The sequence below is a fragment of the Streptomyces sp. NBC_01341 genome (assembly GCF_035946055.1).
Taxonomy (GTDB): domain Bacteria; phylum Actinomycetota; class Actinomycetes; order Streptomycetales; family Streptomycetaceae; genus Streptomyces.
Window position 1 is genome coordinate 6,408,064 of the sequence record NZ_CP108364.1, and the last position, 25,339, is coordinate 6,433,402.

Annotated in this window: 27 protein-coding genes; 8 read left to right on the top strand and 19 right to left on the bottom strand. The window is 70.8% G+C overall.

Translation table 11 applies throughout. The annotated features are described in order from the left end of the window. Window positions 1-28 precede the first annotated feature (28 nt). Window positions 29-997 (bottom strand): hypothetical protein, encoded by a 969-nt coding sequence (locus tag OG206_RS28280; protein WP_327120999.1) that lies wholly within the window; start codon window positions 995-997, stop codon window positions 29-31. A 332-nt stretch (window positions 998-1,329) separates the two neighbouring features. Between OG206_RS28280 and OG206_RS28285 the strand changes: the two genes are divergently transcribed. After that, window positions 1,330-1,458: an LPFR motif small protein gene (locus tag OG206_RS28285; protein ID WP_267883626.1), complete on the top strand. Its 129-nt coding sequence runs from the start codon at window positions 1,330-1,332 to the stop codon at window positions 1,456-1,458. Between the two features lie 283 nt (window positions 1,459-1,741). Here the strand turns inward: OG206_RS28285 and OG206_RS28290 are convergent, their stop codons facing one another. The 3 genes from OG206_RS28290 to OG206_RS28300 form a co-directional block, all read right to left on the bottom strand. Further along, window positions 1,742-2,113 carry a VOC family protein gene (locus OG206_RS28290; RefSeq protein WP_327121003.1) on the bottom strand — a complete coding sequence of 124 codons (372 nt, stop codon included), beginning with the start codon at window positions 2,111-2,113 and terminating at the stop codon, window positions 1,742-1,744. A 109-nt stretch (window positions 2,114-2,222) separates the two neighbouring features. After that, complete coding sequence (locus OG206_RS28295; RefSeq protein ID WP_327121005.1) at window positions 2,223-2,600, bottom strand: polyketide cyclase/dehydrase; 378 nt, start codon at window positions 2,598-2,600, stop codon at window positions 2,223-2,225. Between the two features lie 28 nt (window positions 2,601-2,628). Beyond that, complete coding sequence (locus OG206_RS28300) at window positions 2,629-2,880, bottom strand: DNA-binding protein (protein WP_327121007.1); 252 nt, start codon at window positions 2,878-2,880, stop codon at window positions 2,629-2,631. 163 nt (window positions 2,881-3,043) lie between these two features. Between OG206_RS28300 and OG206_RS28305 the strand changes: the two genes are divergently transcribed. Beyond that, window positions 3,044-3,586 (top strand): 2'-5' RNA ligase family protein, encoded by a 543-nt coding sequence (locus OG206_RS28305; RefSeq protein WP_327121009.1) that lies wholly within the window; start codon window positions 3,044-3,046, stop codon window positions 3,584-3,586. Between the two features lie 31 nt (window positions 3,587-3,617). Here OG206_RS28305 and OG206_RS28310 read toward each other — a convergent pair whose 3' ends face one another. From OG206_RS28310 to OG206_RS28330, 5 genes are all read right to left on the bottom strand, one after another. After that, window positions 3,618-3,776 carry a hypothetical protein gene (locus OG206_RS28310; protein WP_327121010.1) on the bottom strand — a complete coding sequence of 53 codons (159 nt, stop codon included), beginning with the start codon at window positions 3,774-3,776 and terminating at the stop codon, window positions 3,618-3,620. Window positions 3,777-3,842: 66 nt separating this feature from the next. Next, on the bottom strand, window positions 3,843-4,793 hold the full coding sequence (locus OG206_RS28315; RefSeq protein WP_327121012.1) for a cytochrome c oxidase assembly protein: 951 nt from the start codon (window positions 4,791-4,793) through the stop codon (window positions 3,843-3,845). Between the two features lie 111 nt (window positions 4,794-4,904). Continuing rightward, window positions 4,905-5,930 carry a 6-phosphofructokinase gene (locus OG206_RS28320; RefSeq protein WP_327121014.1) on the bottom strand — a complete coding sequence of 342 codons (1,026 nt, stop codon included), beginning with the start codon at window positions 5,928-5,930 and terminating at the stop codon, window positions 4,905-4,907. A 184-nt stretch (window positions 5,931-6,114) separates the two neighbouring features. Then, a complete protein-coding gene (locus OG206_RS28325) occupies window positions 6,115-6,843 on the bottom strand; it encodes a type 1 glutamine amidotransferase (protein WP_327121016.1) in 729 nt (242 codons plus the stop codon). A 34-nt stretch (window positions 6,844-6,877) separates the two neighbouring features. Further along, the gene (locus tag OG206_RS28330) at window positions 6,878-8,116 is read right to left on the bottom strand and encodes a Mur ligase family protein (RefSeq protein WP_327121017.1); all 1,239 of its coding nucleotides are present in this window, start codon (window positions 8,114-8,116) and stop codon (window positions 6,878-6,880) included. Window positions 8,117-8,230: 114 nt separating this feature from the next. On the opposite strand from OG206_RS28330, the gene def reads away from it, so the two are divergent. After that, window positions 8,231-8,782: a peptide deformylase gene (gene def, locus OG206_RS28335; RefSeq protein WP_327121019.1), complete on the top strand. Its 552-nt coding sequence runs from the start codon at window positions 8,231-8,233 to the stop codon at window positions 8,780-8,782. A 17-nt stretch (window positions 8,783-8,799) separates the two neighbouring features. Here the strand turns inward: def and OG206_RS28340 are convergent, their stop codons facing one another. Next, entirely contained in the window at window positions 8,800-9,450 is a 651-nt protein-coding gene (locus tag OG206_RS28340) for a TetR family transcriptional regulator (RefSeq protein WP_327121021.1), read from the bottom strand. Window positions 9,451-9,621: 171 nt separating this feature from the next. Between OG206_RS28340 and OG206_RS28345 the strand changes: the two genes are divergently transcribed. Then, window positions 9,622-10,887 (top strand): acyl-CoA dehydrogenase family protein, encoded by a 1,266-nt coding sequence (locus OG206_RS28345; protein WP_327121023.1) that lies wholly within the window; start codon window positions 9,622-9,624, stop codon window positions 10,885-10,887. A 68-nt stretch (window positions 10,888-10,955) separates the two neighbouring features. Here OG206_RS28345 and OG206_RS28350 read toward each other — a convergent pair whose 3' ends face one another. The 3 genes from OG206_RS28350 to OG206_RS28360 are packed head-to-tail and all read right to left on the bottom strand — an operon-like array spanning window position 10,956 to window position 12,626. Beyond that, window positions 10,956-11,444, bottom strand: a complete 489-nt coding sequence (locus OG206_RS28350) for a glutathione peroxidase (RefSeq protein WP_327121025.1) — start codon at window positions 11,442-11,444, stop codon at window positions 10,956-10,958. Between the two features lie 47 nt (window positions 11,445-11,491). Continuing rightward, on the bottom strand, window positions 11,492-12,031 hold the full coding sequence (locus OG206_RS28355; protein ID WP_327121027.1) for a GNAT family N-acetyltransferase: 540 nt from the start codon (window positions 12,029-12,031) through the stop codon (window positions 11,492-11,494). A gap of 19 nt (window positions 12,032-12,050) precedes the next feature. Then, window positions 12,051-12,626: a helix-turn-helix domain-containing protein gene (locus OG206_RS28360; protein WP_327121029.1), complete on the bottom strand. Its 576-nt coding sequence runs from the start codon at window positions 12,624-12,626 to the stop codon at window positions 12,051-12,053. 146 nt (window positions 12,627-12,772) lie between these two features. On the opposite strand from OG206_RS28360, the gene OG206_RS28365 reads away from it, so the two are divergent. After that, window positions 12,773-13,204 (top strand): DUF7144 family membrane protein, encoded by a 432-nt coding sequence (locus tag OG206_RS28365; protein WP_442805907.1) that lies wholly within the window; start codon window positions 12,773-12,775, stop codon window positions 13,202-13,204. Here OG206_RS28365 and OG206_RS28370 read toward each other — a convergent pair. The 3 genes from OG206_RS28370 to OG206_RS28380 form a co-directional block, all read right to left on the bottom strand. Then, window positions 13,161-14,492 carry a chloride channel protein gene (locus tag OG206_RS28370; RefSeq protein ID WP_327121031.1) on the bottom strand — a complete coding sequence of 444 codons (1,332 nt, stop codon included), beginning with the start codon at window positions 14,490-14,492 and terminating at the stop codon, window positions 13,161-13,163. The two genes, OG206_RS28365 and OG206_RS28370, sit on opposite strands and share 44 nt — an antisense overlap. Window positions 14,493-14,621: 129 nt before the next feature. Then, a complete protein-coding gene (locus OG206_RS28375) occupies window positions 14,622-16,052 on the bottom strand; it encodes a DUF2252 domain-containing protein (protein ID WP_327121033.1) in 1,431 nt (476 codons plus the stop codon). Between the two features lie 132 nt (window positions 16,053-16,184). Then, window positions 16,185-17,141, bottom strand: coding sequence for a DUF389 domain-containing protein (locus tag OG206_RS28380; RefSeq protein WP_327121035.1), 957 nt, complete (start codon window positions 17,139-17,141; stop codon window positions 16,185-16,187). Window positions 17,142-17,447: 306 nt separating this feature from the next. Here OG206_RS28380 and OG206_RS28385 point away from each other — a divergent pair, with 306 nt between their 5' ends. After that, window positions 17,448-17,675 (top strand): DUF6011 domain-containing protein, encoded by a 228-nt coding sequence (locus OG206_RS28385; protein WP_327121037.1) that lies wholly within the window; start codon window positions 17,448-17,450, stop codon window positions 17,673-17,675. A gap of 79 nt (window positions 17,676-17,754) precedes the next feature. Here OG206_RS28385 and OG206_RS28390 read toward each other — a convergent pair whose 3' ends face one another. Both OG206_RS28390 and OG206_RS28395 read right to left on the bottom strand, forming a co-directional pair. Further along, window positions 17,755-18,630 (bottom strand): acyl-CoA thioesterase, encoded by an 876-nt coding sequence (locus OG206_RS28390; protein WP_327121039.1) that lies wholly within the window; start codon window positions 18,628-18,630, stop codon window positions 17,755-17,757. Window positions 18,631-18,664: 34 nt separating this feature from the next. Beyond that, on the bottom strand, window positions 18,665-21,178 hold the full coding sequence (locus OG206_RS28395) for a DEAD/DEAH box helicase (protein ID WP_327121041.1): 2,514 nt from the start codon (window positions 21,176-21,178) through the stop codon (window positions 18,665-18,667). 156 nt (window positions 21,179-21,334) lie between these two features. On the opposite strand from OG206_RS28395, the gene OG206_RS28400 reads away from it, so the two are divergent. Then, window positions 21,335-22,126 (top strand): metal-dependent hydrolase, encoded by a 792-nt coding sequence (locus tag OG206_RS28400; RefSeq protein ID WP_327121043.1) that lies wholly within the window; start codon window positions 21,335-21,337, stop codon window positions 22,124-22,126. 107 nt (window positions 22,127-22,233) lie between these two features. Next, a complete protein-coding gene (locus tag OG206_RS28405) occupies window positions 22,234-23,769 on the top strand; it encodes an ATP-dependent DNA ligase (RefSeq protein WP_327121045.1) in 1,536 nt (511 codons plus the stop codon). Between the two features lie 74 nt (window positions 23,770-23,843). Here the strand turns inward: OG206_RS28405 and OG206_RS28410 are convergent, their stop codons facing one another. Next, entirely contained in the window at window positions 23,844-25,205 is a 1,362-nt protein-coding gene (locus tag OG206_RS28410) for an NAD(P)/FAD-dependent oxidoreductase (protein WP_327121047.1), read from the bottom strand. Between the last annotated feature and the right edge of the window lie 134 nt (window positions 25,206-25,339).

Below are 25,339 nucleotides of genomic sequence, written 5' to 3' on the forward strand. Positions count from 1 at the left end.
ACGCCGCGGGCCGATGTGCCCGAGTGAGTCAGGTGCGGCGGCGAGGACGGCCCGCGGCACTCCTGGCGGCCTTGCCGTCCGACCGCGCTGCCGTGGCCGCGGCCTTCCTCGCGGCGGGCTTGGCGGAGGCCCGCTTCCTCGCCGCCTTCTTCTTGGCGGGGGCCGGCCTTCTGGCCGCAGCGGTGGTTCCGGCCTTCGTCCCTGCACCCGGGCGGGGCTTGTCGGATGCGTCGGCGTGTTCGGCACCGCTGGACTTCGCGCGGCGCCCGGGTACCCGGTGCGAACGACTGGCGGGCGGGCGTTCGTCCTCCCCGCCGTCCGGCTCCGTCCCGTCCTGGGCCTCCTGCTCCGTCCCGTCCTGGGCGCCCCGGACGGCGTCCCCGGCATCCGCATCCACGGCAGCGTCGCCGACGGCTTCCACGCCCTTGCCGGTCACGTCCCCGGCTGCGGCACCCACGCTCCCCACCGCTGCGCCCGTCTCCTCGCCGACGGCCTCGGCTGCCGTCCCGGCCCCGCGTCCGACATCGCTCACCGCCGCACCGGCCCCCTGGCCCAGCTCTCCCACGGCCCTCCCGGTGCCGGAGGCGATGTCTTCCAGCGCCGTGCCCATGCCGCGCGTCAACTGCTCCAGCACCTGGGGATTGCGGTCCACCGTGGTGAGTAGCCGGGTGACGACCACGGCGATGTTGTGCAGCCGCACTCTGAGCTGTGCCTGCACGTCCACGCCCTCGATGTCCAGCTTCACGTGTCCCAGCCGTACATCGGCGCCGACGTTCAGCTTGAGCAGGTCCAGCACCTCCGCCTGCAGGGAGACGTGGGCCTGGAGGTCGTCGACCTCCAGATCGAGTTCGTCCACGTGGAGAGCGGGAACATCGAGAAAGACGTCCGACGGGCCTCTGTCGGGACTGCGGTCGTGCGACCGTTCGATCTCATCGCTGTTCGAGTCGTTGCTGTTCGATCCGCTGTCCTCGTGACCGGCGCTTTCGGAGCTGGGCATGGTGTGCGCACATCCTCGGTCGGTAACCCTGGCGATCTCCCCGTTCAAGTGTCGACCGGGCGAAACGGTGACGCAATTTCCGAGTCGGCGTGCTGGAAGGGAGCGTCGCAAGGCAAGCGCGTGCGGCACTCCGGGTGTGGCATCCGCGCGGGGGCCGCTGGACGGGGAAACCGCTCGCGATTTCGGGAATAGCGCGCAACGCGCCGTGCGGGCGCGTCGTCGGTGACAAAGGGAGCGGAGTTTCCACCCGACTTCACCGGGTACGAGGCCGAAGAACCTGATCGCGGCGCCATCGGAGGCGCTGTGGCAACGAAAAAGAAGGAGACCCTCTCATGCTCAAGGCAATCGCGGATGTCCTTCGCTCCATCGGTGGAGCCATCGCCACCGTGGTCACCCTTCCCTTCCGTGCAGTCGCACGGCTCTTCGGCGGTGCCTCCGACACGGCGCACGGCCACCACTGAGGCGGCGTGCCCTACGGGGTCTCCTCTCCGACAGCGACCTCGCTTGCCGGATTCGGCCGGGTGACGAGAATCGCGGAGTGCGAGGAGCATTTCGTACCCCGCACGCAGGAAAGGCGGTAACTCCTGCCGCCGGTCATTCGGCGGCCCGTCGGCACAGTGATTCACAGTGATTCCCCATCCGGTTCATTCACGCCGCTGGGACATTCCGGGAATCGACCGCCGGCGAAGTGGCACAGGAGCTGTGCGCTCGACCGCGGCCTCAGGCCCGTAAGGCGGCCGGTGCTCAGGCCCCGGGGACGAAAAGGCAGAACGGGTGACCGTGAGGGTCGTGCAGGACCCGGACGCCTTTCCGGGGCTGGTGTTCCTCGAGCGTGGCGCCCAGGGCACAGGCCCGTTCGGTTTCCGCGTCGAGGTCGTCCACCAGCACGTCCAGATGCGCCTGCATCTGCTGTCCGCCCGGGCGCTGAGGCCATACCGGGGGAGTGTGGTCCGGTTCCAGCTGGAAGCGGCCGGGACGCTCGTGTTCCGGAGCCCGCAGCCGGACCCACGAGGGCTCACGGTCCACCTCCTGCCACCCCAGCAGGGCCCGGTAGAAATCGGCCAGTGCGGGCGGATCGGGTGTGCCGAGAACGAAGGCACCGAGGCTGGTCGCCATGCACCCATCCTGCCCCCGGTGGCGGTCTCCACGTCTCCTGCCCGCAGCCCCGTCCCCCCACTGCCGAGGCCGGGATCCCTGGCGGACGCGCAGGAGCGTACGGTCCGCATCAGCCCCGGACCAACCGGGCCAGAGCCCACCGCGCCGGAGCCGCGTACGCCGCCAGAGCGACCGCCGGGCCCTCGACGACGAGGCTCGTGGACGAACCTCCCGGCCGACGGCACACCTGGTGGCGCAGCCGCAGACCGACGGGGCCGATCCGTACCCGCCACACCCACTCCCACCGTTCCTCGTCGACGGACTCGACGACGAACGGCGCCGTCACGCCGAACAGCGAGACGACCTCACCCCGCAGGCCCGGCGTCAGGCGTTCCCCGGCCACGCGGACCGCTCTGATCTGTGGCGACCAGCTCGGCCAGCGCGCCGGCGTGACGTAGCGCAGCCATACGTCCTCCGCCTCGGCGCGCCCCGTGGCGCGCAGCGTCATGACGGCCATCCGTCCGCTGCCCCGCTCGTCAGACCTGGTCGTTGACGAACTCGTTGAGTGCCATGCCCGGGCGCAGGCTCGCCCCGCCGTCGGCGTGGTGGAAGCTGCCGAATCCCACCAGGGTGACCGCTCCGCCCGTCCTGATCGCCTCGGCGATCGCACCTGCCTCGGCGACGGTGCCGAACAGGGCGTCGACGACCCGGCCGATCCGTTCGGGCGACAGCTCGCCGTCATCCGCCGTCCTGCGCCCGACCGCCTCGATCAGCCCGGACCTGTCCATACGGAGCACCCTCTTCTCGACGTCGGGACCCGCGGCCGACGGGGAGCGTTCACCGGCATCGGACCGCAGGCAACTACACAACGTCACTATCCTGGCACCCTCGGCGCACCTCCGCACGTGGCGGTAGGCCACCCCGCCGCGTGTCCTTTACTAAGCTGGCCGCGTGCACAGCGTGGAACTGCTGCCCGACGAGTCGACGGAGAACGCCGTCCGGGACGTGTGGGAAGGGCTGGCGCGTGCGGGACTGCCCAGCCTCGCCGCCCACCGGCATCCGACGAACCGCCCGCACCTCACGCTCGCCACCTCGGACGTCCTGCCGCCGGACGTGTGCGAGCGGCTGGAGGAGGCGCTGGTGGTCCTGCCCGTCCCGCTGCGTCTCGACGGGCTCGTACGGTTCACGGGCGGGCGGACATACGTGCTCGCCTGGGCGGTCAGTCCCGACGACGCCCTGATGCGCCTGCACGCGACGGTCCGGCACATCCTGCGGGGAGCGCCGGGGAACGAGAGGTCCCGTCCGCTGCACAACCCCGCGCGCTGGGTTCCGCACGTCAGCCTCGCCCGCGGCAGAGGCGGCCCAGTCGTCGCCGCCGACGCCGACATGTTCCTCACGGCCGCGGGGACGGCGACCGGCGCCCTGGAGGGCCGGTGGACGGGGGCGCGGACGTATGACTCGGAATCCCGCACCACCGCCCCGCTGGGCCTCTGAGGCACCGCCTCCGCACCCGGTGCCGACCCCGTCAGGTGTCGCGAGTGGCTGCCATCCCCAGGGTGGCGAGCCCCAGAACCACCCAGCCGAACCAGAGCCAGCCGTTGCTCCCCAGTGCCACCGTGTACGCGGTCACCGCGACCAGCGTGCCGACAGTGAGCACTCCCATGGTCTTCGTGGATCCAGGCATGAGCACACGCTCCTCGCCGGCCGCACGGCCGTTGAAGCCATGGTCACCCCTCGGGCGTCCCCTCCGCTACCGTCCGCGTGCCTGCAATGACGCGAGATATGCGTTGTACGCCTTCAGCTCCTGGTCGCCGTCACGGTCGGCGGCACGGTCCGAGCGCTTGGCGGTCCGCTGCTCGGAGCGGTACCACTGGAAGACGAGCGCGATCAGCACGAGCACCGACGGGATCTCGCTGAACGCCCACGCGATGCCGCCGGCGACCGACTGGTCGCTCAGGCCGTCGATGCCGAGGGAGGCCGGAGGGTTCTCGTACACCTTCACCATCGGCTGGCTCGCCATCATCAGGGCGATACCGAAGAACGCGTGGAACGGCATGCCCGCGAAGAGCTCCAGCATCCGCATGACGTAACCGGGCCGGTGCGGCCCCGGGTCGACACCCATGATCGGCCAGAAGAACACCAGGCCGACCGCCAGGAAGTGCACCATCATCGCGAGATGGCCGGTCTTCGAACCCATCAGGAAGTCGAACAGCGGGGTGAAGTAGAGCCCGTACAGGCTCGCGATGAAGAGCGGGATCGTGAACGCCGGGTGCGTGATGATCTTCATGTAGCGGCTGTGCAGCAGCATCAGGAGCAGCTCACGCGGACCGGTCCGGCCCCGTCCGGCGACCGGCAGGGCCCGCAGGGCCAGCGTCACGGGCGCACCCAGCAGCAGCAGGATCGGTGACACCATGCTGATGACCATGTGCTGCACCATGTGCACGCTGAACATGACCATGCCGTAGTCGTTGAGGCCGGTGCACATCACGAGGGCGATGGACAGCACGCCGACGACGAAGAAGACGATCCGGTTCACCGGCCACCCGTCGCCACGCACGCGCAGCCGCACGACCCCGTATCCGTACAGAGCGAGTGCGAGGACGCAGCCGATCAGGAAGACCGGGTCCGCGGAGAACTCGAGCCCCCGCCCCAGCGTGAACGGCGGCAGATCCATGTTCATGCCGTGCCCGCTGTGATCCATCTGTTCACTCCCGCTGGGGACGTCCCCGTTTCGTGCCGGTTGTCCGGACCAGACTAGAACCGCCCCCGGCCGCTGATGCGGCCGGGGGCGGTTCACGGGGCGTCGTGGCGCTCAGAGAACGACTTGCGCCTCGGCGTAGCGCTCGGCCGGTACCGTCTTCAGGGTCTCCACGGCTGCGGCCAGCGGAACCATCGTGATGTCGGTGCCGTGCAGGGCCGTCATCATGCCGAACTCACCACGGTGGGCCGCTTCCACCGCGTGCCACCCGAAGCGGGTGGCGAGGACGCGGTCGTACGCGGTCGGGGTGCCGCCGCGCTGGACGTGGCCCAGTATCACGGGGCGGGCCTCCTTGCCGAGGCGGTGCTCCAGCTCGCCGGAGAGCTGCGTGGCGACTCCCGCGAACCGCTCGTGGCCGTAGATGTCCTTGGTGCCCTGGTTGAAGTCCATGGAGCCCTCGCGGGGCTTGGCGCCCTCGGCCACCACGACGATCGCGAACTTCTTGCCGTCCGAGAAGCGCCGGCCGACGAGTTCGGTCAGCTCCTCGATGTCGAAGGGCCGCTCGGGGACGACGATGGCGTGCGCGCCGGCCGCCATGCCCGAGTGCAGGGCGATCCAGCCGGTGTGGCGGCCCATGACCTCGACGATCAGCACCCGCTGGTGCGACTCCGCCGTCGTCTTCAGACGGTCCAGTGCGTCGGTCGCGACCCCGACGGCCGTGTCGAACCCGAAGGTGACGTCGGTGGAGGCGATGTCGTTGTCGATGGTCTTCGGCACCCCGACGATGGGCAGCCCGGCCTCGGACAGTAGGTTGGCGGCCTTCAGCGTGCCCTCGCCGCCGATCGGGATGATCGCGTCCAGACCGAGGTCGGCCACGTGGCCCCTGGCCCGCTCCACGCCGTCACGCAGGTGCGCGGGTTGCACGCGGGAGGAGCCGAGGATCGTGCCGCCGCGGGCGAGGATGCCGCCCACCGCGTCGAGGTCGAGCTTGCGGTAGTCGCACTCGAGGAGGCCCTTCCACCCGTCGTGGAAGCCGATGACCTCGTCGCCGTGGTCGACCACCGCGCGGTGCACGACGGAACGGATGACGGCGTTGAGGCCGGGGCAGTCGCCGCCGGAGGTGAGCACACCAATTCGCATTGCCCGGGAAACCTTTGCAACGTGGGCCGACGCCGGACCACGTCGTCCGGTTGGATCCCCGCCACCCTACCGGCGCCGGGTGACCGGACCGAACCCTCTGTCCGACTGCTGGACGGCCGTCGGATGTACGAGGGCCGTGGACGTGCCGGACCGGCCCCGCGGAGGGCCGGTCCGGCACGGTGGGTCAGGCGGGCTGCGTCGCCGCCGAGATGCGTTCGGCGCGCAGCGCCTCGTACCACCGGTCGTCGCTCGGCGGCAGGGCGTTCACGTCAAGGGCCAGCTTCAGCAGGTGGTCCGCGATCAGCGGATTCCGCGCCAGCACCGGACCGTGCATGTAGGTGCCGAACACGGTGTCGTTGTACGCGCCCTCCGTGCCGTCACCCGTGCCGTTGCCCTGGCCGAGCCGGACCCGCGCGAACGGGCGTGCCGACGGTCCGAGGTGGGTGACACCCTGGTGGTTCTCGAAACCGGTCAGGGGCGGCAGCCCCAGATTCGGGTCGATGTCACCGAGGACGTCGCCGACACAGCGCGCGCCCTCGCCCCGGGTGGAGACGACGTCGAGCAGCCCGAGGCCGGGCTCGCGCTCGCCGAGGTCGTTGATGAACTCGTGGCCGAGGATCTGGTAGCCCGCGCAGACGGAGAAGATGATCGCGCCGTTCGACGCGGCCCTGCTCAGTCCGCCGTCGCGGCGGAGCCGCTCCGCGGCCAGACGCTGCGGCCGGTCCTCACCGCCCCCGATGAGGTAGATGTCGCCCGATGTCGGGATGGGCTGGTCGCTGCGCACGTCCACGCGCGACACGTCGAGACCGCGCTGCCGTGCCCGGCGCTCCACGACCAGGGCGTTGCCCTGGTCGCCGTAGGTGCTGAGGAGGTCCGGGTAGACCCACACCAGCCGCAGGCTGTTGTTGCTCATGCTTCGTCCTCTCCGGGGGGAGCCCGCGCGGGGGTCAGTTGCCGACACGACGGCGCAGATCCTGGAAGGCGGTGTAGTTGGCGATGACCTCGATGCGGCCGGGCGGAGCCATCTGGACGGCCTCGTCCAGGTTCTCGCACACGCGGAAGTCGAGTCCGGCCACCTCGAGCCGGACCGCCAGGTCCAGCTTGCGGTCGCCGAGCACGAAGATCGGGTGGCCGTAGAGCTGGGTGTAGTCGACGTCCCACAGCCAGGAGGTGTCCGTGCCGTCGGCGCCACGTGCGTTCACCGAGAGGATGACCGGCGTGGGCGGCGGGTCGATCAGGGAGAACGTCTCGAGCCAGCCTGCCGGGTTCTTCGCCAGCAGGAGCCGGAGCTCGCGACCGAGGAAGGACACGACGTCGTAGCGGCCGGCGACCGCCTGCACCTGGTACATGCGCTCCAGCGCGACCTGCGGCGGGACGCCGAAGACCGCGGCCACGGCGGCGGAGCTCGTGGCGTTGGCCCTGTTGGCCCGGCCCGGCAACTGCAGGTGGATCGGCCACGCGGAACCGTGCGGATCCAGGACGTAGTCACCGTTGAGCGCCCAGCTCGGCGCGGGGCGCCGGAAGCCGCACTCGCCGCAGAACCAGTCGTCGCCCGGGCGCTGCATCACACCGCCGCAGGACGGGCAGGACCAGGCGTCGTCCTTCCACGCCTGTCCCGCCGCGACCCACACCACGTTGGGGGAGGAGGAGGCGGCCCAGACGATCAGCGGGTCGTCGGCGTTGGCCACGATCACGGCCTTGGAGCCCGACAGGCCCTCCCGCCACTTCTCGGCCAGCATCCGGGTCTCCGCCGCGCGGTCCAACTGGTCGCGGGAGAGGTTGAGCAGCGCGATCACCTTCGGGGTCGTGTCGCGCGCCACGCCGGCGAGGTACTTCTCGTCGACCTCGATCACGCCGTACCTGGCGTCCGAGCCGCCCGCCAGCGCGGAGGTGATCCCCGCGGGCATGTTGGCCCCGAGCGCGTTCGACACGACGGGCCCCGCGGCCCTCAGCGCCTCCGCGATCAGCCGGGTGGTGGTCGTCTTGCCGTTCGTCGCGGACACGAGGATCACGTCCAGGTGCTGCGCCAGCCGCCCGAGCAGGTCGGGGTCGAGCTTGAGCGCCACCCGGCCGCCGATCACCGATCCGCTGCCGCGCCCCGCAGCGCGCGACACCGCCGCCGCGGCCTTGCCCGCCGTCACGGCGAGCTTGGCCCGCGGCGACAACGGCTCCGTGTTGCCTGCCATCGTCCTAGATCCTCCTTGCGTAAGTCCGCGCCCAGCCTATCGATGTCCGGCGCGACGACCGCACCTCGGCACCACACGGAACGTGGAGGTCACGTGGAACGTACGCTTCTCCCCATGCGAAACCGCCCGATCCCCGGCAGTTCCGGACGCGTTCGTGCCATGAGCCTGTTCGGCGCACCCGTGCTCCACAGCCCGTGCGACGACGTCACCGACTTCGGGCCGTCGCTCGCCCGGCTGGTGGATGACATGTTCGCCACCATGTACGCCGCGAACGGTGTCGGGCTCGCCGCGAACCAGATCGGCGTCCCGCTCAAGGTGTTCGTCTACGACTGCCCGGACGACGACGAGGTCCGGCACCTCGGTCACCTCGTCAATCCGGTACTCGTCGAGGCGGACGGGATCACCGTACGCGGACCGGAGGGCTGTCTGTCGCTCCCGGGCCTCGAAGCGGGCACGCCGCGTTTCGATCATGCCGTGGTCGAGGGGCGGAGCGTGACGGGGGAGCCGGTGCGGATCACCGGCACGGGCTGGTTCGCCCGCTGTCTGCAGCACGAGTGCGACCACCTCGACGGCCGCGTCTACACGGACCGGCTGACCGGACTCCGGCGCACGAGGGCGCTGCGGGCCGCCCGGCGTGCGGCGTGGGGGCGTACGGACACCGCCTGACCCGCGTCCGGGCGGCCTCAGAAGCCCTGGCCGCCCGGCCGGTCGTCGGCCTCGGCCAGCCTGCCCCAGAGCAGATCGGCGAGGCTGTGCACCAGTTGCTCGCGCGAGCAGGGGCGGTCGCCCAGCCACCAGTCCCCGGCCGCGTGCATCATGCCGACGATGCCATGGCCCCAGATGCGGGCCATCTGCTCGCTGTCCGGTCCGAGATCGACCCGTTCCATGATCACCTTGCCCAGCTCCTCGCCGAGGCGGCGCAGCAGCGGGGCAGAGTGCCGGCCGACGTCGAAGCCCTGCTCGGGCGAGGGGGCCGCGTCGTCCGAGGGGTGCATGAGGAAGCGGTAGACCTGCGGCCGCGCCTCGATCGCCGCCAGGTAGGTGTCCAGGGTCGCCTCGACGCGTTCGCGGCGCTCGGAAGGGGCGTCAAGGGCGGCTCTGAGGGCGCTGAGGAGGGCGTCGGTGTGCCGCTTGGCCAAGGCGCGGTACAGGCCGCCCTTGTCGCCGAAGTGCCGGTAGAGGATGGGCTTCGTGATCCCGGCCTCGGCGGCGATCGCGTTCATCGAGGCCTTGGGGCCGTCCCTGAGCACCACTCGGTCCGCCGCTTCGAGCAACTCCCTGCGGCGCCGCTCCGCCGCCGTTCGCTGCCGTTCGGCCCCTCGTGCGGTCTCCATGTCGTCTCTCCCACCCCACCCGGCTGTCCTCGATCTCGTCACGCCCGGGCAACGTAACACCCTGCTCAGCCGTGCGTTGATCCGCAGCCGGGCGGTTGACAGAGGCTACTTGCTGGTAACAGACTGCAGTTACCGCTAGTAACGGGTTATCCAGAAGTGCATGGAGGGAACATGGCCGAGTTCACGCTCGAACTCAACGACGACCAGAAGCAGGTCCGTGACTGGCTGCACGGATTCGCGGCCGAGGTGATCCGGCCGGCCGCTTCGGAGTGGGACGAGCGTGAGGAAACGCCGTGGCCCGTCATCCAGGAGGCGGCCAAGGTCGGCATCTACTCCCTCGACTTCTACGCCCAGCAGTTCTTCGACCCCACGGGCCTCGGCATTCCCATGGCGATGGAGGAACTGTTCTGGGGCGACGCGGGTATCGCCCTGTCGATCGTCGGCACGGGCCTCGCGGCCGTGGGCGTCCTCGCCAACGGCACCGAGGAGCAGATCGGCACCTGGATACCCCAGATGTACGGTGACGCCGACGACGTGAAGGTCGCCGCCTTCTGCTCCTCCGAACCCGACGCCGGCTCGGACGTGGCCTCGATGCGCACCCGCGCGGTCTACGACGAGGCCAAGGACGAGTGGGTGCTCAACGGCACCAAGACCTGGGCGACCAACGGCGGAATCGCCAACGTCCACGTCGTCGTCGCCGTCGTCGACCCAGAGCTCGGCTCGAAGGGCCACGCCTCCTTCATCGTCCCGCCGGCCACCCCCGGCCTGTCGCAGGGCCAGAAGTTCAAGAAGCACGGCATCCGCGCCTCGCACACCGCCGAGGTCGTCCTGGAGGACGTGCGGATCCCGGGCCACTGCCTGCTCGGCGGCAAGGAGAAGCTCGACGAGCGTCTCGCCCGTGCCCGCGAGCGCGTCAAGTCGGGCGGCGAGCGGAGCGAGGTGGGGGTACCCCCGGCCGGAGGCTGGGGGAGGGTCAAGAACGCGGCGATGGCGACCTTCGAGGCATCGCGCCCGGCCGTCGGTGCCATGGCGGTCGGCACCGCCCGGGCGGCCTACGAGGTCGCCCTCGACTACGCGAGGACCCGGACCCAGTTCGGCCGCCCGATCATCGACAACCAGGGCATCGCCTTCCAACTGGCCGACATGCGTACGCAGATCGACGCGGCGCGGCTGCTCGTCTGGCGCGCCTCCTGGATGGCGAGCGCCGGGAAGCCGTTCACCGCGGCCGAGGGGTCGATGTCGAAGCTGTACGCGAGCGAGACGGCCAAGACGGTCACCGCGCAGGCCGTGCAGATCCTCGGCGGGAACGGCTTCACCCGCGAGTACCCGGTGGAGCGCATGCACCGTGACGCCGCGATCTACACCATCTTCGAGGGTACGAGCGAGATCCAGCGCCTGGTGATCGCCCGCACCCTGTCCGGGATGCCGATCCGCTAGGGCCCCGGCTCGGACGCGACGAGGGCCGGACCGCCGAGACGGTCCGGCCCTCCTGTTCGTCCGTCCCGCTAGCGCGGCAGGTTCGCCTCGATCACGGCCACGACCTCGGGGGCCTCCGGCTCGGTGCGGGGGCGGATCCGGGCTACCGGCTCACCGGCCGGGGAGATCAGGAACTTCTCGAAGTTCCACTGGACGTCACCGGCCGCGCCCTCGGAATCGCCGAGCTTCGTCAGCTCCGTGTAGAGCGGGTGCCGGTTCTCGCCGTTGACGTCGACCTTCTCCAGCAGCGGGAAGCTGACCCCGTAGGTCGTCGAGCAGAACGTCTGGATCTCCTCCGCCGTGCCCGGCTCCTGGCCCGCGAACTGGTTGCAGGGCACCCCGAGAACCGTGAACCCCCGGTCCCCGTATGCCTTCTGAAGGTTCTCCAGGCCGGCGTACTGGGGAGTGAGCCCGCACTTGGAGGCGACGTTCACCAGCAGGAGGGCCGAGCCCTTGTAGGCGCCCAGGGTCGTCGGCTCGCCGGCGAGCGTGCGGAGCGGGATGTCGTGCAGCGTCATGCGTTGTCTCCTCGATAAGCGTGGCGTCGCTCCCATTGTGACGCCCTTCAGCCGGAGGTACCGGGGCGGCCGAGTGCCCGGTAGTAGAAGGTGGTGGCCCTGAGCGTCCCGTAGGGGTCCGCCGCGTAGTCCGGGACCGATCCGCACGGGGTCCAGCCCTCGGACCGGTACAGGCGCTCGGCGTCGCTTCCCGTCTCGGTGTCCAGGACCAGCAGGGTCAGTCCCGCCGCGGCGGCCCACTCCTCGACGGCGGTGAGCAGCGCGCGGCCGATGCCCCGGCCGCGCGCCGACGGCCCGACCACGAGCTTGGTGACCTCCGCACGGTGGCGGGCATTGGGCAGGGTCGTCCTGACCAGGCTGATCGTGCCGACCAGGCGTGCGTCGCCGTCCCGTGCGATCCATACCTGCTGGCTGCCCGAGTCCACCGCCTCGGCTCGCTCCCGCCACCAGGCGGCCGCGGCCGTCCGGTCCAGCGGTGAGAGGAATCCCACGGAGGCGCCGCCCTCCACGGCCTCGATCAGCAGGGTGGCGAGCTCATCGGCGTACGTGACCAGCTCGGGGCCGGACACGGGGACGATCTCGGTCATGAAGCGGGTCCTTTCACGTTCACGGCAGGACGATCATCAGGGCGTAGCGGACCGGATCCGGTCCGGGGCAGTGGAAGTGGGAGGGGCCGCGCAGCCGGAAGCGCAGGCAGTCGCCCCGGCGCACGGTGTGCACGGTGCCTTCGACGGTGATCTCGACCGTGCCGTCTAGCACCCAGATGTGCTGCTCCACCCCTGGCACAGGAGCGTTCTCGTAGGCGACGGCGGCGCCCGCGTCGAGCGTGCCCTGGACGACCTCGCCGCGCAGCGCGGGGTGGGGCGGCGAGACGGACCGGCGCACGAACCCGGAGCGCTCGTCGCGCCAGACGGGCTGGTCGGCCTCCCGGACGAGCGGCGGCGGTTCCTCCTCCACCTCCATCAGGAGGCGTGACATCGTCCGCCCGTACACGGTGCACATCCGTCCGAGTACGGACGTGGTCGGGCTCAGCTCGCCGCGCTCCAGCCGCGACAGCGTGGAGCGGCTCACTCCGGCCCGGCCGGACAGCTCGTCGAGGGACCAGCCGCGCTCGGTGCGCAGCGAGGACAGCCGCGCCGCGAGCCGGGCGTCGACGGAATCCCGGGGCTCCGCTTCTCTCATATCCAGGAGCATATCTCTGTATAGAGACATGAGTACAGGCGCCCATGTGCCGATCGGGTGATGGCGTGTCAGTCTGAGTAAGAGGAACATAAGCCACAAATCGGCACATCCGTGCCGACGTCGGCTGTGGAACCGAGGAGGCCGAGATGGCTGGAAGCATGAGCGGAACGCGAGCGGGGCACGACTCCGGCGGTGGGCGCGGGGTCGCCGCGACAGGCTGGACCGTGTTCGCCGCGGTGATGATGATCTTCGGCGGAGCGATGGCGATCCTGGAAGGGATCGCCGCGATCGCCAAGGACGACGTGTTCGTCTCGACCCGCAACTACGCGTTCCAGTTCAGCCTGACCGGCTGGGGCTGGGTGCACCTCATCCTGGGCATCGTCGTCGTGCTCGCCGGCTTCGCGCTGTTCACCGGAGCCTTCTGGGCCCGGGCCGTCGGCGTCCTGATCGCGGGCCTCCTGGTGGTCGCAAACTTCCTGTGGCTCCCGTACTACCCGTTCTGGTCGATCGTCCTCATCGCGATCAACATCTTCGTCATCTGGGCGCTGTGCTCGCCTTCGAGGGACGCTCGAGCCTGAGCACCAGGACGTAGGAGACCACCACGGAGACGATCACGAGCGGCATGACGGTGATGCCCTCGCGTCCCAGCAGGAGCGTGGCCAGCAGGACCGATGTCATCGGCAGCCGGAGCATCGCCACGCACATGGCGCCGATACCCATCGCGAAGCCGGACGTGGCGTTCAGGCCGGGCAGGTGCGAGAGCGCCAGCCCGCCTGCCGCCCCGAGGAACATCGACGGGAAGATGGGGCCGCCCCTGAAGGCGCTCAGCGACGCGGAGTAGGCGAGCGACTTGCAGACGATCAGCACGAGAAGCGTCGTGACCGTGTAGGTGGCGTCCTCGGCGAGCAGGCTGCCGAGGTCGTCCTGGCCCGAGAAGAGCACCTCGGAGGCGTCCCTGCCCGTGCTCTCCGCGTAGAGGAGGGCCAGCACACCTACGGTCAGGCCCATCACCACGGTCGCGACGACCCGCCGCTGCGAGACCCGGTCGCGCAGGGACAGGGACAGCCGCTTGATCCCGGTGCCGACGAGTGCCGCCGCCGCTCCGAGGACGAGTGCCCAGCCGAACTCGGCGAAGGTGGGCTGAGGGGTGTGCGGCACGTGAGGCAGGGTCAGCGAGTACGTCCCCAGGCCGGTCCACGAGCCCAGGCCGATGAAGATGAGTGAACCGATACCCGAGGCCAGCAGCCCGGGCACGAGCACGAGCCCCAGCATCATCCCGGCGAGTCCTGACGCCTCCATCAGCAGGAACGCGCCGAGAAGCGGCGATCCCAGCAGTGCGCTGACGGCGGCGAAACTGCCGGCCGCCGCCACCATCGCGCCCGCGCTCGGCTCGATGCCCGGCTTCAGCAGGCGCGCCGCGTACACGGCGAGTCCGCCGCCGAGGGCGATGAGGGGGGCTTCGGGGCCGAGGACCACGCCGAGCCCCAGGGATGCCAGTGCGGCGAGCGCGATCCCCGGAAGCTGTGCGGCGGTCGGCGCCCCCGAATTGACGAACCCCTCGGCCGGCTCGTGTCCGCCCGTACCGGGCAGGTAACGGACGGCCAGCCCGGTCAGCAGGCCCGATACGGCGAGCAGAGGCACCGGCCACCACGACGGTGTGCCGTCGAAGCCCAGCCCCCGGGGGAGGTCCTCGTAGGTCAGGGACTGGAGTTCGTGGACGAGCGCGAGGAACCCGAACGCCGCCGCGGAGATGGGGATTCCGAGGAGTGCCACCATGATCAGCAGCACCGCGTATCCCCGGGTGCGGACCACCACGAGCGGATCCGGGGCCTCCGTGCCGGGTGCTCCGACCGGTTCGGCCGACATGGTCATGGTCTCCTCGGTGTCGGGTCCCGGCCGGGGCATGCCGCCCGGCGGGGGTCCACACGGTGATACCACGATGTCCGCTTATGTCTGCGATGTACCCGCTGTCGGATGGCAGCGAATGCAGGTCCGCTACGTTTTGCCCTCGTGGGCCGCCGGAAGTCTGCCGGCGGACACCGCGTCGACCAGTGCCTGATGGTCCCTCTCGTTCTGGTCGGCGTACAGCTCGGCGAACGTCACCAGGGCCCGGTCGAACACGTCGCCGCGGCCGAGATAGGCCGCGATGGCGATGCGGTCGCCGGACCTCGCGTGCGCACGGGCCAGCGTCGAGCCGCACAGCTCTCCGAAGGCGGTCATACCGCGCGGCACCATCAGCTCGGGCTCGACGATGCCCTTCCAGTCGCGCAGCTGGCGCAGGTAGAAGTCCCTGCGCTTCCCGTCGAACCCCTGCACCCGCTCCCACCCGAGGAAGATGTCACCCGCGGCCTGCATCAGGCGCTGGCCGGCCACCACCCGTTCGCCCTGGTTCCGGTAGACGCTCGCCCCCGCGTGCGGCGCGAGCACGGAGGTGTCCGCCTCCTTGGCCTGGAGGAAGAGCGGGTCCCCGCCGTCCTTGCCCAGCAGCAGGATGATCCAGCAGCGCGTCCCGACGCTGCCCACTCCCACGACCTTGCGGGCCAGGTCCACGGGCTCGAAGTCGCCGAGCAGGGCGCGCCGGTCCGAGGGCAGGCTGCGGCCGTAGCGCCGCAGAAGCCTGCGGAACTGCCCTTCCGTCGCGCGGCGTTCCGCGTCGGGCAGCAGATCGGCGACAGGCACGACCAGGGGCGGATCCGCGGCGATCCTGAGCCTCCCGCCGCTCACCTCGGTGAGCTTGCCGAACGCTTGCAGACTGTCCCGGGTACGGGCCTTCGCCGTCGCCCTCGCCACCCGCTTGCGGCCCCTCGCGGCGAGCTTGTCCGAGGCCACCGCCCGCAGACGGTCCACGTCGGTCTTCGTGTACCAGACCTCGAGGTTCCGCATCTCCGCGAACGCGGTCATCGACTCCCTGTACGAGCGCACGGTGGCCTGCACGATGCGGGCCCGCTCCTTGTCCGAGAAGCCGTTGGCACGCCCCGCGATGACGAGACTGGCCACCAGCCGCTTCACATCCCACTCCCAGGGTCCCGGGAGGGTCTCGTCGAAGTCGTTGATGTCGAAGAGCAGATTGCGTTCGGGGGAGGCGAGCAGCCTGAAGTTCAGCAGGTGGGCGTCACCGCAGAGCTGGGCCCTGATACCGGAGACCGGCGTCCCGGCCAGGTCGGAGGCCATGATCGCGGCAGCCCCCCGGTAGAAGCGGAACGGCGACTCCGTCATCCGTCCGTACCGGATCGGAACGAGCTCGCGCACCCTGGCCGCCGACTGGGCCTCCAGGAGGGCCAGCGGATCCGGCCGTCCCGCCGGTGGCTCGTACGTGCCGTGGCCCGACCGGGGGGCCCGCTTACGGGCGGCCCGGCCGAGAGCGGCCCGTTCCTGCGGTGTCGCACCCGGAGCGGCACGGAGCGGTGAGGTGGGTTCCTGGGGCATGACGGCCCTCCTGGCGGCTGGTGAGGCCGTGGGGGCGGCCCGCACCCCTCCATCATCCCGGCTCGGCTCGTTTCCGGCCGCTCGGCGCGGTCCGGTACCCGCTCGGCCCCGCCAGGGATCGCGGGACAGTCCTCAGGTGCGGGGACCGCCGCGGATCCCGCCAGGGCCCGCGCGCCGCCAGATCGCCCGCTGGCACCTGAGCGCACCCGCGCCCACCACGATGAGGACCGAGATGTTGACCAGCAGCTGCACCAGGGAACCCCACGCCTCGGACCAGCTCGCGAAGGCCGTCGATACGCTGATGGCCGCTGCCGCCGGGATGGTCGTGACGGAGATGAACACCCCGAGCAGGGCGCTCGTGCGGGCCTCGGTGAGCGAGACGATGCCGACGACGCCGGCGAGCGCCGCGACTGCGAACGAGAAGAAGTTGGGGGTGTTGATCAGGTCCGAGACGGGACGCAGCCCCCGGTCGAACGCCTCGGACTGAAGACCGAAGGCGCGGATGAGCAGACTGAAGAGCAAGGTGATCGCGATCGTCAGCAGAAGACCCGAACCGAGCGCGGACAAACCCTTTCGGACCATGGGCCGGTCCTTGCGGTCCATACCCAGCGCCACCGCGACGATGGCCCCGTACTCGGGTCCGACGACCATCGCGCCGACGATCAGGATCTGGGAGTTGGTCACGATACCGACCGAGCCGATCAGACCCGCGACGACCAGGTAGAAATAGAAGCTCGGAGGGTATCTCCCGCCGGACCGGATACGTGCCTCCACCTGCTCCCAGACCGGTGCCCCGACGCGTACCCCGAGTCTGCGCGCCGCATCGTCCGTGGCCCTCCCCGGGAAGGCCATGTCCACGGACTCGACGACGACGGAGCCGCGCCGGTCGACCTGGAGTTCCCGCAGGCCGCGCAGGACCTCGTCCGCAGCCCCCGTGAGCACGTCGCAGGCGACGGAGTCGCCGTCGGGCCCGCGCGCCGCACCCCGCAGGACGACCAGGTTCAGGACGTACGGATCACCGGTGAGAAGCTCCTCCACCCGCTCGGTGAGATCCGGCGGGCTGACGGCTCGGAGGTGGATCATGTCCACGCGACACCTCCCTGAGGCCGGGGGAGCCGCCCGGGACGCCCTGTCGGACGGGGGCGTCCGCGGGGTTCTGTCAGAGATTGGGCCGTCATGGACCGATACCCTCCCACAGCCGTACACGGTCCGGTGGGCGCCCTGCGGACGGGGGTGCCGGTGTCGGCCGCGGGTCGTCTGCCGGTTCACCGCGCCGCTCCGAAGCCGATCACCCCGCTGTCCCGCGTCACGGAGGCCCGGCCGCTCGCGGAGGAACCCGGGCCGAAGCGCCACCGCTTCTCGCGGTGCGCCGCACCGGCTTGAGAGGATCATCCCGTGGAGTCCCCCGAGCCCTTTCCCGAGTTCCCCGAGCCACAGGCCGGGCCCGCGCCGGCCTCAGGCCGCCGCGTCGTGCGCTGCGCCCTGTGCGGACGTCCCCTCACCGGAGCGGAGTCCCGCCGTACCGGGCTGGGACCCGCGTGCGACGCCAAACTGCACCCGACGGGCCCGGACATCCGGACCCGCCGGCACGAGGTGGACCAGGACCCGCTGCCCGGCACCTGACCCGCCGCCCGCCGGCCGTCCCGCAATGCCACCTGGCGGCGCGCGACGACAGCTACGGCACCTCGCCGCGTTGTCGCCCCTACGCGGTGCCGAGGCGGCGGAAGAGCCCCTCCTGCACCACGGACACCAGCAACTGACCCTGGCGGTCGTAGATCCGGCCCCTGGCCAGCCCCCGGCCACCGGTGGCGATCGGCGACTCCTGGTCGTACAGGAACCACTCGTCGGCCCGGAACGGCCGGTGGAACCACATGGCGTGGTCCAGCGACGCCATGTCGAAGCCGCGCGGTCCCCACAACGGCTCCACCGGGATCCGTACCGCGTCCAGCAGCGTCATGTCGCTCGCGTACGTCAGCGCGCAGGTGTGCACGAGCGGATCGTCGCCCAGCGGGCCGACCGCGCGCATCCACACCGCGCTGCGCGGGTCCGCGCCCTTGATCTCCTCCTGCGTCCAGCGCAGCCGGTCAACGTAGCGGATGTCGAAGGGCTGGCGCCGCGCCATCCGTTCCAGGGCCTCCGGCAGCCCGCCCAGGTGCTCGCGCACCTCGTCCGCGACCGTCGGCAGCTCCTCGGGGTCCGGCACGGTGCGGGCGGGCGGCAGCTGGTGCTCGAAGCCCGCCTCCTCCGGACGGTGGAAGGACGCGGTCAGGTTGAAGATCGTCCGCCCCTCCTGCACGGCCGTGACCCGGCGCGTGGTGAAGGACCGGCCGTCCCGCACCCTCTCCACGTCGTACACGATCGGCACGCCGGGACGGCCCGGACGCAGGAAGTACGCGTGCAGGGAGTGCACCGGACGGTCCCCGTCCGTGGTCCGGCCGGCCGCGACCAGGGCCTGGCCGGCGACCTGACCGCCGAAGACCCGTTGCAGGGACTCCTCCGGGCTGCGGCCGCGGAAGATGTTGACCTCGATCCGCTCCAGGTCGAGCAGTTCGACCAGGCTGTCGGCGGGGTTCGTCATGCGGTTCTTCTCCACTCTCCTGGCCGGTGCGCCGTCACAGCTGGCCCACGGCCGTGACCCGGACGACTGCCCGGCCCTCCTCGTCGGAGGCCGCGAGATCGACCTCCGCACTGATACCCCAGTCGTGGTCCCCGGCCGGGTCGGCGAACGCCTGCCACACCCGCCACAGCCCGTGACCGGGATCCTCGTCGATCTTCAGCAGCTTCGGGCCGCGTGCGTCTGGGCCGGTGCCCAGCTCCTCGTGCGCGTCCCAGTAGGCGTCCATCGCCTCGCCCCACGCGTCCTCGTCCCAGCCCGCGTCGGCATCCAGCTCGCCCAGGTCCCGGACCCTGTCCAGGGCCGCCAGCTCCACCCGGCGGAACATCGCGTTGCGCACCAGGACCCTGAAGGCGCGGGCGTTGGCCGTGACCGGCTTGACCTCGTCGGCACGCTCCTGCGCCTGCTCCGCGGTCTCCACCTCGGGGTTGGCCAGCTGTTCCCACTCGTCCAGGAGACTGGAGTCCACCTGGCGCACCATCTCGCCCAGCCAGGCGATCAGGTCCTCCAGATCCTCGGACTTCAGGTCGTCGGGGATGGTGTGCTCGAGTGCCTTGTAGGCGCTCGCCAGGTAGCGCAGCACGATGCCCTCGGTGCGGGCCAGTTCGTAGTTCGAGGTGAACTCCGTGAAGGTCATGGCCCGTTCGTACATGTCCCGGATCACCGACTTCGGCGACACCGGGTGGTCGCCGACCCACGGGTGGCTCGTGCGGTACACGTCGTAGGCGTGCCACAGCAGCTCGCTCAGCGGCTTGGGGTACGTGACCTCCTGGAGCCGCTCCATGCGCTCCTCGTACTCGACGCCGTCCGCCTTCATCTGCCCGACGGCCTCGCCCCGCGCCTTGTTCTGCTGGGCGGCCAGGATCTGCCGCGGGTCGTCGAGCGTCGACTCGACCACGGAGACCATGTCCAGGGCGTACGAGGGGGATTCGGCGTCCAGCAGGTCGAACGAGGCCAGCGCGAACGTCGACAGGGGCTGGTTGAGCGCGAAGTCCTGCTGCAGGTCGACGGTGAGCCGTACGATCCGGCCCTCGGCGTCGGGTGTGTCGAGCCGCTCCACCACACCGCCGTCGAGCAGCGAGCGGTAGATCGCGATGGCCCTGCGGATGTGCCGCAGCTGGGCGCGGCGCGGCTCGTGGTTGTCCTCCAGCAGATGGCGCATCGCCGTGAAGGCGTTGCCCGGCCGGGCGATGACCGACAGGAGCATCGTGTGTGTGACCCGGAAGCGCGAGGTCAGTGGCTCCGGATCGGAGGTGATCAGCTTGTCGAAGGTGGTCTCCGACCAGGCGACGAAGCCCTCGGGGGCCTTCTTGCGGACCACCTTGCGCTTCTTCTTGGGGTCGTCGCCCGCCTTCTTGACGGCCTTCTCGTTCTCGATGACGTGCTCGGGAGCCTGCGCGACGACGAAGCCCGCCGTGTCGAACCCGGCCCGCCCGGCGCGGCCCGCGATCTGGTGGAACTCCCGCGCGCGCAGCGTACGGACCCGGGTGCCGTCGTACTTGGTGAGCGCCGTGAACAGCACCGTACGGATGGGGACGTTGACGCCGACGCCGAGCGTGTCCGTCCCGCAGATCACCTTCAGAAGGCCCGCCTGCGCCAGCTTCTCGACGAGGCGGCGGTATTTGGGGAGCATGCCGGCGTGGTGCACCCCGATCCCGTGGCGCACGTATCGCGAGAGGTTCTGGCCGAACTTGGTGGTGAAGCGGAAGTTGCCGATCAGGTCGGCGATCTTCTCCTTCTCCTCCTTGGTGCACATGTTGATGCTCATCAGCGACTGGGCGCGCTCGACCGCCGCGGCCTGCGTGAAGTGCACGATGTAGACGGGCGACTGCCTGGTGTCGAGCAGCTCGGTGAGCGTCTCGGTGATCGGCGTCAGCCGGTACTCGTAGCTCAGCGGCACCGGCCGCGTCGCGGAACGCACCACCGACGTCGGGCGCCCGGTGCGGCGGGTCAGGTCCTCCTCGAACATCGAGACGTCGCCGAGGGTCGCCGACATCAGCACGAACTGTGCCTGCGGCAGCTCCAGCAGCGGGATCTGCCAGGCCCAGCCCCGGTCCGGCTCGGCGTAGAAGTGGAACTCGTCCATCACGACCTGGCCGATGTCGGCGTACTTGCCGTCACGCAGCGCGATCGAGGCGAGGACCTCGGCCGTGCAGCAGATCACCGGGGCGTCGGCGTTGACCGAGGCGTCGCCCGTCAGCATGCCGACGTTCTCCGTACCGAAGAGCTTGCACAGGTCGAAGAACTTCTCCGAGACCAGAGCCTTGATCGGCGCGGTGTAGAACGTGACCTTGTCCTGGGCCAGCGCGGTGAAGTGCGCGCCTGCGGCGACCAGGCTCTTCCCGGAGCCGGTAGGGGTGGAGAGGATCACGTTCGCCCCCGAGACCACCTCGATCAGCGCCTCCTCCTGAGCCGGGTAGAGGGTGATGCCCTGCGATTCGGTCCATGACGAGAAGGACTCGAAGAGGGCGTCCGGGTCGGCGGTCGGGGGGAGCTGATCGATAAGGGTCACGTCCCCATCTTGCCTGCCTCCGGCCCGGATGAGGGAACCGGAGGACCGCGTGAAGATCACGGACGATACGCTGCCCACTCAACTCGGCCGCCTCGCACAGACAATGGCGGCCCGGCCGTGACACACGGCCGAACCACGATGGGGGCGGGAAAAGCCATGATGGGACCGGCACACTCTCTGTCGGGGGCGGCGGCCTGGCTGGGGGTGGGGGCCGCGGCCGCAGCCGCGGGTCACGCGATGCCCTGGCCCGTGCTCGTCGTCGGGGCTCTGATCACCGCCGGCGCCGCACTCGCCCCGGACCTCGACCACAAGTCGGCCACGATCTCGCGCGCCTTCGGTCCCGTCTCCAAGGCGGTCTGCGAGATCGTCGACAAGCTCTCGTACGCCGTCTACAAAGCGACAAAGGGACCCGGCGACCCGCGCAGGACCGGTGGCCACCGCACGCTCACCCACACCTGGCTGTGGGCGGTACTGACCGGCGCCACCGCCTCGGCCGCCGCGGTCTTCGGCGGCCGGTGGGCCGTCCTGGCGATCCTCTTCATCCACCTCGTCCTCGCTGTCGAAGGGCTCCTCTGGCGGGCGGCCAGGGTCTCCAGCGACGTCCTCGTGTGGCTGCTCGGGGCGACCAGCGCCTGGATCCTGGCCGGAGTTCTCGACAAGCACGGCAACGGCTCGACCTGGCTCTTCGACGCCCCCGGCCAGGAGTACCTCTGGCTGGGACTCCCGATCGTGCTCGGCGCCCTCGTCCATGACATCGGTGACGCACTCACCGTCTCGGGCTGCCCGATCCTGTGGCCCATCCCGCTCGGCCGTAAGCGCTGGTACGCGCTGGGACCGCCCAAGTTCATGCGCTTCCGCGCCGGCAGCTGGGTGGAGATCAAGGTGCTGATGCCGGCGTTCATGATCCTCGGGGGAGTGGGCGCGGCAGCCGCCCTCAACGTCATCTGACGGACGGCGCTCCTGCCCGGGCGAGGTCCCTCCGGAAGGGCGTCCCGAGGGCGGTTCGCGGAGCCGTTCCAGGGGCGGCGGGAGCGGCGGCGTAGCACCATGGCCGCATGCTGCTCGCCCGGCTCGCCCACGTGTCCCTGGAGGTCGCCGCGACGTCGGCCCGGACCCGGAAGACCGCCCTCCTCGCCGCCCTGTTCCGGGAGACGGGTCCCGACGACGTCCCGGTCGTCATCCCGTACCTCGCCGGCCGCCTCCCGCAGGGGCGGCTCGGGATCGGCTGGAGCACGCTGCGCGGTGATGTGCCGCCGGCCGGTACCCCCACGCTGACCGTGACCGGGACAGACGCGGAGCTGACCGCGATCGGCTCCCTGAAAGGCCCCGGCTCGCAGACGGCCCGCAAGGAACGTCTGACCTCGCTGTTCGGCGCGGCCACCGCGGAGGAACAGCGCTTCCTGCGGGCCCTGCTCACCGGTGAGGTGCGCCAGGGAGCACTGGACGCCGTGGCTGCCGAGGCCCTCGCCGACGCCGCCGGGGCGCCGGCCGCCGACGTCAGGCGCGCCGTGATGCTCGCCGGGTCGCTGGGGGACGTCGCCCGGGCGCTGCTCTCGGAGGGCCCCGGCGCCCTCGCGTCCTTCCGGCTCACCGTCGGCCGCCCGGTCCAGCCGATGCTCGCGCACACCGCGCGCTCGGTCCTCGAAGCCGTCGACAAGCTGGGCCCCTGCGCGGTGGAGGAGAAGCTGGACGGGATCCGCGTGCAGGTGCACAGGGACGGTGCGCGCGTGCGGGTGTACACCCGCACGCTCGACGACATCACGGACCGGCTGCCCGAGCTCGCGACGGCGGTGACCGGATTCCCCGCCGGCCGGTTCATCCTCGACGGGGAGGTGATCGCACTCGGCGCCGACGGCAGGCCCCGGCCCTTCCAGGAGACCGCCGGGCGTGTCGGCTCCCGTCGCGACGTCGCCGACGCCGCCGAGAGCGTCCCCGTGGTCCCCGTCTTCTTCGACGTGCTGTCCGCCGACGGCCGCGACCTGCTGGACCTGCCCTTCGCCGACCGTCACAGGGAACTGGCCGCCCTCGTGCCGGAACCGATGCGGGTACGGCGCGTCGTCGTGGAGGACACCGAGGACGAGAGCAGGCGAGCCGCGGCGGTGGCGTTCTCCGAGGACACCCTGGCCCGCGGCCACGAGGGAGTGGTGGTCAAGGGCACGGGCGCGCCCTACAGTGCGGGCAGGCGCGGCGCGTCCTGGCTGAAGGTGAAACCCGTGCACACACTGGACCTGGTCGTCCTGGCCGCCGAATGGGGGCACGGCAGGCGCACCGGGAAGCTCTCCAACCTGCACCTGGGGGCGCGCCGCGAGGACGGCACCTTCGCGATGCTCGGCAAGACCTTCAAGGGCCTCACCGACACCATGCTCGGCTGGCAGACCGCACGTCTCCAGGAGCTCGCCACCGGTGACGACGGACATGTCGTGACCGTACGCCCGGAGCTCGTCGTGGAGATCGCCTACGACGGGCTCCAGCGCTCCACCCGCTATCCGGCCGGCGTCACCCTGCGGTTCGCCCGTGTCCTGCGCTACCGCGAGGACAAGCACGCCGACGAGGCGGACACGGTCGAGACGGTGCTATCGCACCGGGCCTGAAGACTGTCACCGGGCAGCACAACGGCCCCCGCCCCGGCTGCCGGATCCGGGCGGGGGCCGGGGTACGGCGGCCATCAGCTCCGGGTGCCCACCCCGGCCACGTGGGCGCGCAGTTCCTCCGGCGAGAGGTAGGCGTCGGTGTACTCGAAGTCGCGCAGGGTGGCCTGCTTGCGGGCCTGGAAGCCGGTACGCACGAAGTCGTCGCCCGCGATCGCGTTCAGCAGCCAGTTCGTCATGACACGGGTCTTGGCGACGTTGGTCCGGAGCGCCGCCCAGTGGTACCCGCGGGCCGCCGCCTGGGCGGGCAGGCCCTTCAGCTCGATGCCCAGCGGCTTCGAGACCGCGTCCCGGCCGCCCAGGTCCACGACCAGACCGAGGTCCTTGTGCACGTACGGCTGGAGCGCGCCGCCCCGCAGTGACGCGATGATGTTGTCCGCGAGTTTCCGGCCCTGGCGCATGGCGTGCTGCGCGGTGGGCGGGCAGATCGCGTCGCCACCCTTCGCCAGGTCGGGTACCGCGGCCGAGTCACCGAGCGCGAACACCCCGTCGGCGCCCGGCAGGGTCATCTCCGGCGTCACCGCGAGCCTGCCGCGCACCGTCTCGGCGCCGAGAGTGGCGATCAGGGGACTGGCCGCGACCCCGGCGGTCCAGATCAGCGTGCGGCAGGGCAGCACCCGGCCGTCCGTGAACGTCACCTTGTCCGGGCCCGCTTCGGCGATGGACACACCGAGCGAGACCTCGATGCCGCGCTTGCGCAGGATCTCCAGGGCACTGGTCCCGAGCTTGTCACCGAGTTCCGGCATGAGTTTGGGTGCGATGTCGATCAGGTGCCACTTGATCAGCTTCGGGTCCAGCCTGGGGTAGTGCTTGACGGCGTTGGTGGTGAGCAGCTGCAGACACGCGGCCGTCTCCGTACCGGCGTAACCGCCGCCGACCACCACGAACTGGAGCCTGGACGCCCGCTCCTCCTCGTCGTGGCTGGCGTCGGCCAGATCCAGCTGGGAGATGACGTGGTCACGGATGTAGGCGGCCTCCGCCAGGGTCTTCATACCCCGGGCGTTCTCGGCGAGCCCCGGGATGTCGAAGGTCCGGGTGACACTTCCGGCGGCGAGGACGATGTAGTCGTACGGCTCGTTCACGATCTCGTCGGTGATCTTGCGGACCACGCAGACCTTGGCCTTCGTGTCCACTCCGATGGCCCCTCCGGGCACGATCCGGGTGCGGTGCCGCCTGCTGCGGCGCAGGGACACGGCCACCGACTGCGGGGTCAGCACCCCGGAGGCGACCTGGGGGAGCAGCGGCAGGTAGAGCTGGTACGAGAACGGGGTGACGAGCGCGATCTCCGCCTCGCCCGGGGCGAGGGTGCGTTCCAGCCTGCGCACGCACTCGACCCCGGCAAAGCCGGCGCCGACAACGAGAATCCTGGGTCGTGCCACGGTGTGCGTCCCTTCTCGGGTTTACGCGGTCATCGCTCGCCTGCCCCGTATCCGGGGCCAGTCACCCCCATCCTCACCGGACGGGTCCGAGTTCGCCTCCCGTGCGGCTCGGACGTACCGGTGGGGGCGCCCCC

Excerpts from the sequence above, each read along its gene's own strand:
- OG206_RS28280 (WP_327120999.1), bottom strand. The coding sequence starts at position 997 with ATGCCCAGCTCCGAAAGCGCCGGTCACGAGGACAGCGGATCGAACAGC.
- OG206_RS28290 (WP_327121003.1), bottom strand. The coding sequence starts at position 2,113 with ATGGCGACCAGCCTCGGTGCCTTCGTTCTCGGCACACCCGATCCGCCC.
- OG206_RS28370 (WP_327121031.1), bottom strand. The coding sequence starts at position 14,492 with ATGTCGGCCGAACCGGTCGGAGCACCCGGCACGGAGGCCCCGGATCCG.
- OG206_RS28375 (WP_327121033.1), bottom strand. The coding sequence starts at position 16,052 with ATGCCCCAGGAACCCACCTCACCGCTCCGTGCCGCTCCGGGTGCGACA.
- OG206_RS28365 (WP_442805907.1), top strand. The coding sequence starts at position 12,773 with ATGGCTGGAAGCATGAGCGGAACGCGAGCGGGGCACGACTCCGGCGGT.
- OG206_RS28320 (WP_327121014.1), bottom strand. The coding sequence starts at position 5,930 with ATGCGAATTGGTGTGCTCACCTCCGGCGGCGACTGCCCCGGCCTCAAC.
- OG206_RS28285 (WP_267883626.1), top strand. The coding sequence starts at position 1,330 with ATGCTCAAGGCAATCGCGGATGTCCTTCGCTCCATCGGTGGAGCCATC.
- OG206_RS28330 (WP_327121017.1), bottom strand. The coding sequence starts at position 8,116 with ATGGCAGGCAACACGGAGCCGTTGTCGCCGCGGGCCAAGCTCGCCGTG.
- OG206_RS28400 (WP_327121043.1), top strand. The coding sequence starts at position 21,335 with ATGATGGGACCGGCACACTCTCTGTCGGGGGCGGCGGCCTGGCTGGGG.
- OG206_RS28310 (WP_327121010.1), bottom strand. The coding sequence starts at position 3,776 with ATGCCTGGATCCACGAAGACCATGGGAGTGCTCACTGTCGGCACGCTG.
- OG206_RS28355 (WP_327121027.1), bottom strand. The coding sequence starts at position 12,031 with ATGACCGAGATCGTCCCCGTGTCCGGCCCCGAGCTGGTCACGTACGCC.
- OG206_RS28345 (WP_327121023.1), top strand. The coding sequence starts at position 9,622 with ATGGCCGAGTTCACGCTCGAACTCAACGACGACCAGAAGCAGGTCCGT.
- OG206_RS28360 (WP_327121029.1), bottom strand. The coding sequence starts at position 12,626 with ATGAGAGAAGCGGAGCCCCGGGATTCCGTCGACGCCCGGCTCGCGGCG.
- OG206_RS28350 (WP_327121025.1), bottom strand. The coding sequence starts at position 11,444 with ATGACGCTGCACGACATCCCGCTCCGCACGCTCGCCGGCGAGCCGACG.
- OG206_RS28390 (WP_327121039.1), bottom strand. The coding sequence starts at position 18,630 with ATGACGAACCCCGCCGACAGCCTGGTCGAACTGCTCGACCTGGAGCGG.
- def (WP_327121019.1), top strand. The coding sequence starts at position 8,231 with ATGCGAAACCGCCCGATCCCCGGCAGTTCCGGACGCGTTCGTGCCATG.
- OG206_RS28340 (WP_327121021.1), bottom strand. The coding sequence starts at position 9,450 with ATGGAGACCGCACGAGGGGCCGAACGGCAGCGAACGGCGGCGGAGCGG.
- OG206_RS28295 (WP_327121005.1), bottom strand. The coding sequence starts at position 2,600 with ATGACGCTGCGCGCCACGGGGCGCGCCGAGGCGGAGGACGTATGGCTG.
- OG206_RS28315 (WP_327121012.1), bottom strand. The coding sequence starts at position 4,793 with ATGGATCACAGCGGGCACGGCATGAACATGGATCTGCCGCCGTTCACG.
- OG206_RS28325 (WP_327121016.1), bottom strand. The coding sequence starts at position 6,843 with ATGAGCAACAACAGCCTGCGGCTGGTGTGGGTCTACCCGGACCTCCTC.
- OG206_RS28405 (WP_327121045.1), top strand. The coding sequence starts at position 22,234 with ATGCTGCTCGCCCGGCTCGCCCACGTGTCCCTGGAGGTCGCCGCGACG.
- OG206_RS28300 (WP_327121007.1), bottom strand. The coding sequence starts at position 2,880 with ATGGACAGGTCCGGGCTGATCGAGGCGGTCGGGCGCAGGACGGCGGAT.